At 60.4% G+C, this 11,321-nt stretch carries 8 protein-coding genes; 3 read left to right on the top strand and 5 right to left on the bottom strand.

Annotated elements, in window-relative coordinates:
• Positions 1-60 precede the first annotated feature (60 nt).
• Positions 61-561 (bottom strand): thiol peroxidase, encoded by a 501-nt coding sequence (gene tpx, locus AC1Z24_RS14965; RefSeq protein WP_483746317.1) that lies wholly within the window; start codon positions 559-561, stop codon positions 61-63.
• A 104-nt stretch (positions 562-665) separates the two neighbouring features.
• Positions 666-1,583 carry a LysR family transcriptional regulator gene (locus tag AC1Z24_RS14960; RefSeq protein WP_483746316.1) on the bottom strand — a complete coding sequence of 306 codons (918 nt, stop codon included), beginning with the start codon at positions 1,581-1,583 and terminating at the stop codon, positions 666-668.
• A 120-nt stretch (positions 1,584-1,703) separates the two neighbouring features.
• Here AC1Z24_RS14960 and AC1Z24_RS14955 point away from each other — a divergent pair, with 120 nt between their 5' ends.
• Positions 1,704-2,699 carry an aldo/keto reductase gene (locus tag AC1Z24_RS14955; RefSeq protein WP_483746315.1) on the top strand — a complete coding sequence of 332 codons (996 nt, stop codon included), beginning with the start codon at positions 1,704-1,706 and terminating at the stop codon, positions 2,697-2,699.
• 83 nt (positions 2,700-2,782) lie between these two features.
• Here the strand turns inward: AC1Z24_RS14955 and AC1Z24_RS14950 are convergent, their stop codons facing one another.
• The 3 genes from AC1Z24_RS14950 to AC1Z24_RS14940 form a co-directional block, all read right to left on the bottom strand.
• Positions 2,783-6,400, bottom strand: coding sequence for a translocation/assembly module TamB domain-containing protein (locus AC1Z24_RS14950; protein ID WP_483746627.1), 3,618 nt, complete (start codon positions 6,398-6,400; stop codon positions 2,783-2,785).
• A 68-nt stretch (positions 6,401-6,468) separates the two neighbouring features.
• Positions 6,469-8,196: an autotransporter assembly complex protein TamA gene (locus AC1Z24_RS14945; protein ID WP_483746314.1), complete on the bottom strand. Its 1,728-nt coding sequence runs from the start codon at positions 8,194-8,196 to the stop codon at positions 6,469-6,471.
• A gap of 67 nt (positions 8,197-8,263) precedes the next feature.
• On the bottom strand, positions 8,264-8,905 hold the full coding sequence (locus AC1Z24_RS14940; protein WP_483746313.1) for a GNAT family N-acetyltransferase: 642 nt from the start codon (positions 8,903-8,905) through the stop codon (positions 8,264-8,266).
• A gap of 139 nt (positions 8,906-9,044) precedes the next feature.
• Here AC1Z24_RS14940 and xthA point away from each other — a divergent pair, with 139 nt between their 5' ends.
• Both xthA and AC1Z24_RS14930 read left to right on the top strand, forming a co-directional pair.
• On the top strand, positions 9,045-9,857 hold the full coding sequence (xthA, locus tag AC1Z24_RS14935) for an exodeoxyribonuclease III (protein WP_483746312.1): 813 nt from the start codon (positions 9,045-9,047) through the stop codon (positions 9,855-9,857).
• Between the two features lie 102 nt (positions 9,858-9,959).
• Positions 9,960-11,318, top strand: coding sequence for a substrate-binding domain-containing protein (locus AC1Z24_RS14930; protein WP_483746311.1), 1,359 nt, complete (start codon positions 9,960-9,962; stop codon positions 11,316-11,318).
• Positions 11,319-11,321 lie beyond the last annotated feature (3 nt).

Raw genomic sequence — 11,321 nt, 5'->3', positions numbered from 1 at the left:
ATAAATAAAAACGGCCCGGGCAAGGCCGGACCGTCCAGATACTGCGAGTATTACCAACTATTACTTCAATACGGCCAACGCAGCTTCATAATCAGGTTCCTGGCCGATTTCGGCAACCAGTTCGCTGTGCAGCACGTTATTGGCTTCGTCCAGCACTACTACGGCGCGAGTGGTCAGGCCGACCATTGGGCCATCGGCAATGGCAACGCCGTAGTTCTGCATGAACTCCGGGTTACGCATGGTCGACAGGTTCTTCACGTTTTCCAGGCCTTCGGCGCCGCAGAAGCGCGCCTGGGCGAATGGCAGGTCAGCCGAGATGCACAGGATCACCGTGTTGGCCAGTTCGTTGGCCTGGGCGTTGAACTTGCGCACGGAAGTGGCGCAGGTCGGGGTATCGACGCTTGGGAAAATATTCAGCACTTTGCGCTTACCGGCAAAGTCAGCCAGGGTCACGTCGGCAAGACCGTCGCCAACCAGTTTCAGTTCCGGGGCGGCAGTACCGACCTTGGGCAGTTCGCCGCTGATTTGTACCGGTTCGCCTCTACGAGTCACTTGAGCCATGAGCTGAGTCCTTATTGTCAGGATGAAAGGTTTTCAGGGTTGAAACGAGCCGGAAGTTAACCACGAAATGCCCGGCTCACCTACTCCACTGCCGAGGATTTCACTCAACCATTGAGCCTGCGCTGGAATTCTTCACGCGCAAACAACTCCACCAGCCAATCGACGAACACCCGTACCCGCCGCGACAGCTGCCGATGGGGTGGATACAGCGCCATCAACGGCATGGCCGGGGGCCGAAAATCGCTTAGCACCTCACGCAGGCTACCGCTGCGCAGTTGCTCGACAACGTGATAGGTCGGCGTTTGCGCCAGCCCATAACCGGCCTCGCAGGCAGCCAGGTAACCGTCAGAGTTATTGATCGACAAAGCCCGAGGCATGAGGATCTCGCGCTCCTGACCATCGATCATGAACTCCAGTCCGTACCGCTTGTTGGTACTGGCAGAGAAATACTCAATTACCCGGTGCTGTGGCAGATCTTCCAGGGTCATGGGCGTGCCATAGCGTTGCAAATAGCCTTCGCTGGCACAGGTGATCTGGGTAAGCCGGGTCAAGGGCCGGGCCACCAGTGAAACGTCCAGCAGCACCCCGGCACGAATGACGCAGTCGACGCCCTCGCGAATCAGTTCCACCGAACGGTCGCTCATGCCGATCTCCAGCTCGATCGAGGGGTAGCGCTGACTGAACTCCTGCAGTGCGGGCATCACGATCAGGCGACCGAAACCTACCGGCATATCGATGCGCAATACACCCTGAGGTGCGCTGCTCACCGAGGATAACGCCGCCTCGGTGTCATCCAGATCGGCCAGCAGGTTGACGCAACGCTGATAGTAGGCCTGACCATCGAGGGTCGGGCTGACCTGACGCGTGGTGCGATGCAGCAACTGCACCCCCAGATGCGCTTCCAGTTGCTTGATCAGGATGGTCACCGAAGCCTTGGGCATGTGCAGGCTATCGGCCGCGCGGGCGAAGCCGCCCAACTCGACGATGCGGGTAAATACACGCATGGCATTGAAACGATCCATTGGGCTTTCTCGTCAAGATTGTTTGGATTATCTAAATAGTGAAAGCAGTTTTACCCGGTTTATCCTGATTCTGTCGAGCAGTCACAATAGGGCACCACCCATCGACACAAGGCACATCACATGCAAACCCGTCAATTAGGCAACAACGGCCCCCAGGTATCTGCCATCGGGCTCGGCTGCATGGGCATGACTGATTTCTACACCACCGGCGCCGATACCAAGGAAGCCATTGCCACGCTGCACCGCGCCATCGAACTGGGCGTCAATCTATTCGACACCGCCGACATGTATGGCCCCTTCACCAACGAAGAACTGCTTGGCAAGGCCCTGCAAGGCAAACGCGACCAGGTACTGATCGCCAGCAAATTCGGTTTCGTGCGTGATCCGCACAATGCCGCCGCCCGGGGTATCAACGGCAGCCCTGAATACATCCGCAGCGCCATCGATGCCACCCTGCAACGCCTGAAGATCGACACCCTGGACCTGTACTACCAGCACCGCATCGACCCGCAGGTCAGCATCGAAGAATCGGTGGGCGCCATGGCCGAACTGGTCAAGGCGGGCAAAGTGCGCTATCTGGGCCTGAGCGAAGCCTCGGCCAGCACGCTTGAGCGGGCCCATAAAGTCCATCCGATCACTGCGCTGCAAAGCGAATATTCGCTATGGAGCCGCGACCCGGAAGAAACCGGCACCCTCGCCGCCTGCCGTCGCCTGGGTATCGGCTTTGTGCCTTACAGCCCGCTCGGCCGAGGCTTCCTGACCGGCACCCTGAAAAGCCCGGACGATTTCGCCGCCGACGACTATCGCCGCACCAACCCGCGCTTCCAGGGCGAGAACTTCGGCAAAAACCTGTTGCTGGTCGAACAGGTGCAACGCCTGGCCGCAGAGAAAGGCGTGACAGCAGGCCAACTGGCCCTGGCCTGGGTGCTGGCCCAGGGCAAGGATCTTGTGCCGATTCCCTGTACCAAGCAGCGCAAGTACCTGGAGCAGAACGTCGCAGCGCTGGACATCGTGCTGAGCCCCTCCGAGTTACAGGCGCTCAAGGAGCTTTTTCCGGTAGAGGCGATTGCCGGAGAGAGGTATGGCGAGGAATCGTTGAAGATGGTGAATGGCTGATTCTGGCTGTGCAGCGCCTTAGGAGCGGCTTTAGCCGCGAGAGCGATCTCCCGGCTAAAGCCGGTCCTACGGGGTGATATGCATCAGAAATCCCGCTTATAGAAGATATCCAGGGAGCTGGCGACACCGCTCGCCGCTTCCAGGTAGACCTTCTTGCTCAGCAGGTAACGCAAGGCAATGGTGTTGGCCGGTTCGAATACGCCAACACCGTAACGCAAGCTCAGCTTGTCGGTGATCTTGCCGCTGGCGACTACGTTGGTCTTCTCGCCGCTGCCTGAGGTATCCAACTCGAAGTCACGGATACCCAGGTCGCTGGCCAGTTTCCCTGCCGTTGACGATCCCCCGGCCAAGCCCAGGGCCAATGCGGCCTGAGCCATCATATTGCTGTCTTCGCCGGTATTGTTCAGCGGCCGACCCAACACCAGGTACGACAACGCCTGCTCCTGGCTCATGGCCGGTTCCGAGAACACCGTGGTGGTGGGTTGTTCGGCACTGCCGCTCAGGCGAATCCCGGCAATCACCTCATCCACTTCGCGAATCGCCTCGATATCGAGATAAGGCTGATCTACCGGCCCGGCAAACAACAGCCGAGCCTTGCGAATGGTCAGGCGCTGGCCATAGGCCCGGTAACGGCCATCGATCAGGTTGAGTTCACCGCGGGTATCCAGGTTGTCGCCGATATGCACATGGCCGCGCAGATTGGCGGTCAGACCAAAGCCGCTGAAGCTGAGGACGTCCGAACCGACTTCCACGTCTATATTCATGGCCATCGCCATGGCTGGCTTGCCCGCCTCGGCGTGCTGACCAATGATGACGGTGTCATCCGACAGCTTGACCGTGGACGGCGGCAGTTCCCGCACGGCGATGGCGCCTTTGGGAATCAACACTTTCCCGGCAATCGCCAACTTGTCGCCCTGCAGGCTGATGTGCAGGTCCGGCGCAGCCTCCAGCTTGGCATAGGGCTCAACCGTAATCGGCAGCTGCGATCCCTTGACGCGCAGATCCACCGTCAGCGCATCGGTCCAGGCAATCTGGCCATTGAGTCTGCCCTGCCCGACCGGACCGCTTTTCCAGCCGCCATCCAGTTGCACATTGTTGCCGGCAATCAGCGCCTTGACGTTCAGCTCGCGCAGATCCACCGGCAGTTCAGGCCCGGAAACCTCGCCGTCGCTCAGGGTAACGCTGCCGTTGACTTGAGGCGTCAACAGGCTGCCCGACAGCGTACCGCTGCCGTTGAGATGACCATTGAGCTTCTGCACCCCGGCGACAAATGGCCGGGCCACCGACAAATCCAGGCCGGTCAGGGTGAAATTGCCGCTGAGCGTCTTGTTCTTTGCCAACGGGTCTATGCGCGCCGAGAGCTGCAAGGCGCCCAGTTTGCCGCCGACGAAACTCAGTTGAGTATCGACCTGCTTGGGGGTCAGTTTGCTGCTCAGTTTGAGCTGCTCATACGGGAAATCGAGCCACTGACCCTGATCGCGCATGCGCAGGGTGCCGCCACCGGCATCAATGACGATCTGGCCGCTGGGACCGGATGCCGGAATATCGACCTGTACATCGGCGTTGAGCAGGCCTTTCCAGGCAAAATCCTTGGGCAGCCATTGCGCCAGGCTGTCCAACGGAAACTGCTTGAGGTGATAACGCAGGCGCGGATCAGGCGCCAGACGCTGATCTTCGCCACACAGGCTGGCAGCGCCGGAGACCCAGCAGTGAGCGCCGAAGTTGATCTTGCCGTCAGCCAGCCGCTCCAGCCGGGCCGGTTGCTGCAGGCGCCAGTCCTGGCCGCCGCTCTGGATATCGCCGCTGGCCAGGCGTCCGCGCCAGTTGCCCTTGTCCAGATTGCCATCCAGCGCCAGAGCCAGTTTCAGCAATGGGCCTTGCAGGTCCAGTTTTACCTGCTGACGCTTGAGATCGCCCTGGCCGTTGACCTGCAAGGTACCGAGGGCCGTATCCCCCAGTTTGATCGCCGCACCCTTGAGCGCCAGGGTGCCGCGCTGACCACTGTCCAGGCGCGCATCCAGACTCAGGCTTTGCAGGTTATTGTCCTGCCAGGCCAGTCGAGTGCCCTGCAGCGCGATCTGCCCCTGGGGCGCCTGCACAGTGCCGCTGGCGTCCACACGCCCCTTGATCTGGCCTTGCAAGCCGGGCCAAAGCTGGCCGAGTCGAGGCAGATTCAGATCCAGTTGCGCCTGCAACTTCTGCTGCAGGCTGCCCTTGCCCTGAATGCGATTGTCACCCAAACGGATATCCAGGGCCTGAAGATTCCACTGCTCACCGCTCCCGTCGGCCTTGGCCTGCAATAGTGCGGGCTGCCCTCGCAGGCGGCCCTTGAGATCAAGATCGGCGGTCACACTCAGTTTCTCATTCTTGAACTGGCCCTGACTGCGCACCGGCCCGGCCAGAGTGCCGGGCAACTCGGCGACCCAATAGGCCGGATCGATGGCGCTCAGGTCCAGCGCCGTGTCCCAGCCAATGCCATCGGCAAATTGTAGGTTCAGGTGACCACTGGCCTTACCTTTGCCTGCAACTATCTCCAGTTGCGGCAGAAACACCCGCTCCAGATCGCCACTGAACGGGCTGTTCAGGCTGAACGGCCCGGCCGGGCCATCAAACTGGCCATTGAAGTTGCCCAGATAACGGCCGTCGGTGTAGGAAATGTCGCCATTGAAGGTCCTGACCTTGACCTGAGGTTCCGCAATGGCTGGATACAGCGAGTGCCAGGGGAAATCCTGCCAGGCGACATGGGCATCGGCACTCAAGCCTTTTTGCCAGTCCAGCTTGCCGCTCAGGCTCAGGTGTTGCTCAGGCGTCGCCTTGAGTTCCAGAGCCTGAATGTCGGCGCCCGTGGCATCGACGCGGCCTTGCAGCTTCAGGGCAACCGCCTGTCCCTGGGCAGGCAGGCTGGCAGTGCCGTCGATGCGATATCCCCGTTCAAGATCGCCGTCGGCGCGCAGGTTCAGTTGATTGAGTTGGAGGGTGTCGGGCAGATCAGCGCTGGCCTTGAAGCTGTCGGCGCTGATCGTGACGTTGGCGGGCAGATGTTCGGCCAGGGGCTGCAGTTCGCCATTTAGCTCGGCTTGCAGATAGCCGCTGCTGTGGGCTTGAAGTCTCAGGGTCTTGAGCAGGTCGCCCTGAATATCCAGCGCCAGATTCCAGGGTTGCCCGTCCTGCTCCGGCATCTGCACGCGGCCCTTGGCCGTCAGCGGCCAGTCGCCCTGAGGGTTCAAAAGCCCCGTCAGATCGACGACGAAGTCCTCATGTTGCAGATGCGCGGTATCAATCTGCAAGCCCGCAGCAGTCCAGTGGGCGGCCAGCTTGAGGTCGCGCAATTGCTCGACACCATCGAGTTGCAGACTGCCCAACTGCACGTCACCCAGACGCAGGGCCAGGGGCAATTTCAGATCCGGCAGCGTGATGGGGCCCGGCGTCAATTCGCCGGATGACGGCGCCAATTGCACCCGAACTTGCTGCGCCTGCAGGCGATCAATGCACAGGGTCAGTTGCAGCAGGCAGCCCGGCGACCAGGCCAGTGCCGGGGCTGAAACGTCGACGCGGGTACCGTCCTGCGCCCATACAAGCTGCTCGGCATGCCATTGCCCGGCCAACTCACCTTCGAAGCCGTCAACCTGCAAACCCGGCACCTGAGCCAATACCCACCGGCTACCCGTTTGCGAATCCAAAGCCCAATAGGCGAACGCCATGATCGCGAGTAACAGACCAAGCAGGCCCAGCCCCGTCAGTTTCAAACCGCGCAACACGCCAGGCCGAGTCACAGTTCCGGCCCCATGGAAAAGTGCAAACGAATGCCTCCCGGATCATCCAGCGCATGGGCCAGGTCCAGGCGTATCGGCCCGACCGGGGAAATCCAGCGCACGCCAATACCCACGCCACGCTTGAGGCTGGGCAGCTCCAGGCTGTTGAATGAGCTGCCTTCATCGATAAAAGTTGCCACTCGCCATTTCTCGGCAATGGAGTATTGATACTCAAGGCTGCCAGCGATCATGTAGCGCCCGCCGATGCGGTCGCCATCGGAGTTTTTCGGCGACAGCGACTGATAGTCATAACCGCGCACGCTCTGATCGCCACCGGCAAAGAAACGCAAGGACGGCGGAATCGACTTGTAGCCATTGGTGACATTGCCACCCACCTGCAGGCGGCCGAGCAGGCGATGGTTATCGCCCAGGGTGGTCAGCCCCTTGATCAGCGCAGTACCGCGCAGCAGGTTGGAGTCCGAGACAACGCCTTCCTTGGCCACCTGGGTATCAAACTGCAGGCGGTAGCCTTTGTGCGGATCGATGCGATTGTCGCTGCGCAGATAGGCATAGCTGAGGCCCGGCATCAGCAAGGTGCTCAAACCGGCATCGTCGCCCAGCCGGTATTCCTCGCGCTGCAGCTTGAGTGAGACCACTCGCTCCCAGCCGCTGGGCAACTTGCTGTGCCATTCGGGGCCGACGGTCAGCAGCTTGCTGAGGCTGTCGGTACCGGCAATCTCTTCATATTGATAGCCACCGGCAAAGCGCAGTTTGTCGGTCAGTGGCGGATCGAGGGGGACTTCGTACCACAGGCCGACGTTTTGCCGGGGCGCCGACAGTTCCATTTCCGCGCCGTAGCTGTCGCCATGGGAGTTGACCCAGTGGCGGGTCCAGTTGGCCTTGCCGCGCACGCCCACGTCAGTGGAGAAACCCAGGCCCAGGCCCATGGTCCGAGGCTTTCGGGTATCCAGATCGACACTGACTGGCACCACCTGATTCTGTGCCGCCGTTGGCGCAGCATCGACCCGCACCCCTTCGAAATACCCGCTCGATTGCATAGCCTGATTCAGCTCGGCAATCAGCTCTGAGTCATAGGGCGTGTTTTCCTTGAAGGGCACCATGCGCCGCAGCAGCTCTTCATCAAAGGGTGCATCGCCTGTGAAACTGACCTTGCCCAGCCGGTAGCGCGGACCGCTGTCATAAACCAGCTCGATATCGGCGACGCCGGCCTGGGGGTCGACCAACAGACGTTGACTGACGAAATGCCCAATAAAGAAGCCGAAACGCGACGCCTGATTCTGGATCAAGTGCTTGGCGTCTTCGTAGTGGCCGTGATTGAGCACCGCACCGGGCTTGAGCGCATCGCTTTGTGGAACCCGAAACGACTTGAGCGTGGCCGCCTCGCCTTCGATACGCACGGTCACATTACGTAGATGGATGGGCTCGCCGGGCTTGATGCTGATGACCAGTTGCGGGGTCTTGCCACTGGTGACCTTGCTTTCGATAGTAGCGTGGTAATAGCCCAAAGCCTGGGCGGCTTTCTGCGCCTGCAACTCGGCGCCGAGGCTGAAATGACGCAGGGCGTCGGCATCGCGCTCACCGACGCTGCCCACATAGCCTTCGACATTGGCCTTGAGTTCGGGATTGGCGGGGTTCACCCTGACTTGCAACTGCGGCTCGGCAACGGCCAGGGCGCTGAAAAAACAGAGAAACAAACCGCTACTGAATCGGTTAAACACTTTCATGGGCGCAGATGCTAACACGGGGGACAGGAAGCGCTAGAACCTGACAAAAGCCAGAAAGTTCATAGCGTTACGCCATCACGGCCGCAGAAACCTCAGGTTTGGCATGGAAAAATACATATTCCCGGACAGGTCCTACAGCCACCTCGCCGATCTCCTCGTAACCCTGTCGCTTATAGAACTCCAGATAGTTCGGATTCCCCGTATCCAGCACGACGCCCTCAGACGACTCATCGACCGCACACCACGTATGCAGCGCCGTCATCAACTGCTCGCCAAGATGATGCCCCTGAAATTCCGGATGGATACCCAATAAAGGCAGGACATGCACGGCGTTAGAGGGAATGCAGGCCTGGACATCCTGGTGATACTCCAGATAGCGCCGGGTGCAGTTGAAACCGGCGCTGAAGACCATGCGCAAGCGCCATGCCCAGCTTTCAGTAATTTCCAGTCGGCGTTGCGGCGGCGTGATCAAGGCCACACCCACCAGGCGATCCTCGATGAACAAACCCAACGCAGGCAGGTCTTGCAGAAAATGCTGATTGACCAGCTCGCGAATGGTCGCCCGAACGCGGTGCTCGTAGCCGGAGCGCTGGGCATTGAACAGGAAGGCAAAGCTTGGCTCATGGCGGTAGGCGTGATACAGCAGCGAACGTGTCTCGCGGCTGTAGGTGCTGTCGAGCTGGCGAACGTCGGCAGTGGATTCGGACATGCAGTGGACCTCGTTAATACCGCGCTGTCATGGGTGCAGCGTTACAAGCTTCGAGTAACGCGCGCCGCCGACAGTTCAACCCTGTTCTTGCAGCCTAGCATCGGCTAGGCTTTGCGTTTTTTCGCCAGGACTGCACGCCATGAAAATCGTCTCGTTCAACATCAACGGTCTGCGTGCCCGACCGCATCAACTGGCAGCGCTGATCGACAAGTACCAGCCTGACGTCATCGGCCTGCAGGAAACCAAGGTTTCCGACGAGCAATTCCCCCAGGCCGAGATCGAAGCACTGGGCTATCACGTACATTTTCACGGGCAAAAAGGTCATTACGGCGTTGCCCTGCTCTCTCGCCAGGCGCCACTGACCCTGCACAAGGGTTTCGACGGCGACGATGAAGAAGCCCAGAAGCGTTTTATCTGGGGTACTTTCGCAGACGCAAACGGCCTGCCGGTGACCATCATGAACGGCTACTTCCCCCAGGGCGAAAGCCGCGACCACCCGACCAAGTTTCCGGCCAAACAGCGCTTCTACAACGACCTGCAGCAGTTGCTGGAAAGCCAGTTCAAGAATGACCAGCCACTGGTAGTCATGGGCGACGTGAACATCTCCCCTCAGGATTGCGATATCGGCATCGGCCCGGACAACGCCAAGCGTTGGCTCAAGACCGGCAAGTGCAGCTTCCTGCCGGAAGAGCGCGAGTGGATGGAACGCCTCAAGGCCTGGGGTCTGGTAGACAGCTTCCGCCATCTGTACCCCGAGGTGGTCGACCAGTTCAGCTGGTTCGACTACCGCAGCCGCGGTTTCGAAGACTCGCCCAAGCGTGGCCTGCGCATCGACCTGATCATGGCTTCCAAGGGCCTGGAGCCACGAATCAAGGCCGCTGGCGTCGACTACGAACTGCGCGGCATGGAAAAGCCTTCGGACCACGCGCCAATCTGGCTGGAACTGAGCTGAGCCTGATCTGACCGGCGGGACAGATTTGTAACCGCCTGTCATATTCCCGCAATCGGTCTGTCTTATTCTCCCGGCACTTTCTGTCCTGCAGAGGTGCCGCAGATGCTGCGCACTCTTACTTCTCGTACCCTCTTACTGCTGATGCTCTTGGGCGCAGCGGTGTTTCCTGTCGCCGCTTCAGCGGCCCTGCCCCTGCCTGCCCAAGGCACGCCCGCCCTGCGTATTCAGGGCTCAAACACCATTGGCGCCGAATTGGGGCCGGCCCTGGTTGAAGGCCTGATGCGCAAGCAGGGTTTGCAGCAGGTGCATAGCGAACCGGGTAGCAGCGCCAACGAAGTCACCATCAAGGGCACGGCCGCCAGTGGCCAAACCGTCAGTGTCAGTGTTGCCGCCCATGGCTCAAGCACCGGTTTCGCCGCGCTCAAGAGTGGCAACGCCGATCTCGCTGCATCTTCCCGTCCGATCAAGGACAAGGAAGTCAGCGACCTGAGCGGCATCGGTGACCTGCGCGCCGCCAAGGCCGAGCAAACCATCGCCATCGACGGTGTTGCAGTCATCCTGCACCCCGGCAATCCACTGCGGGAACTCAATACCGTACAGCTGGCGCAGATTTATTCCGGGCAGATCCAGAACTGGGAGGAAGTCGGCGGCATCGGTGGCGCCATTCATCTGTATGCCCGTGATGAGCAGTCCGGCACCTTTGATACCTTCAGCGAACTGGTCCTGGCCAAGCATGGCAAGAGCTTGTCGCGCATGGCCAAACGTTTCGAGTCCAGCGAGCAACTGTCCGATGCGGTCAGCCAGGATCGCCAGGGCATCGGCTTTATCGGCCTGCCCTACGTGCGTCGGGCCAAGGCCCTGGCGATTATCGACGGTGACTCCAAAGCAATGCTGCCGACCATCAGCCTGATCGCCACCGAGGACTACCCTCTGTCGCGGCGCCTGTACTTCTACTTGCCTGCAGAGCTGCACCAGCCTTGGGCCCACGCCCTGGTAGCCTTTGCGCAAAGTCCGGAAGGCCAGGCCATCGTTGCGCAGAACGGTTTTGTCGCCCAGACCGTCCAACCGATCAAAGTGCAGCCCACCGCGCAGATGCCCGCTGAATATAAGGCCCTGACCCGCCAGGCCGAGCGTCTGTCCGTCAATTTCCGCTTCGCCCAGGGCAGCGCCCGCCTCGACAGCAAGGCGCAACGGGACCTGAAACGGGTTGCCGATTACCTGAACAAGCGCGACCGCCACGATCAGCGGGTCACTCTGGTGGGCTTTGGTGATGCCAAGGACGATCCGGCCCGCGCCACCCTGCTGTCGAAACTGCGGGCGATGGCGGTGCGGCGCGAACTGATGAAAAACGGCGTCAATCCCAACGATGTGCTTGGCTTTGGCGACGAAATGCCGGTGGCCGCCAACGATGTCGACGACGGCCGGATCAAGAATCGGCGAGTTGAGGTGTGGATTAATTAAGCG

Source organism: Pseudomonas sp. JL23 (assembly GCF_056933585.1).
Note: the sequence above shows the minus strand (reverse complement) of the source record. Positions and strands in the feature narration are given on the sequence as shown.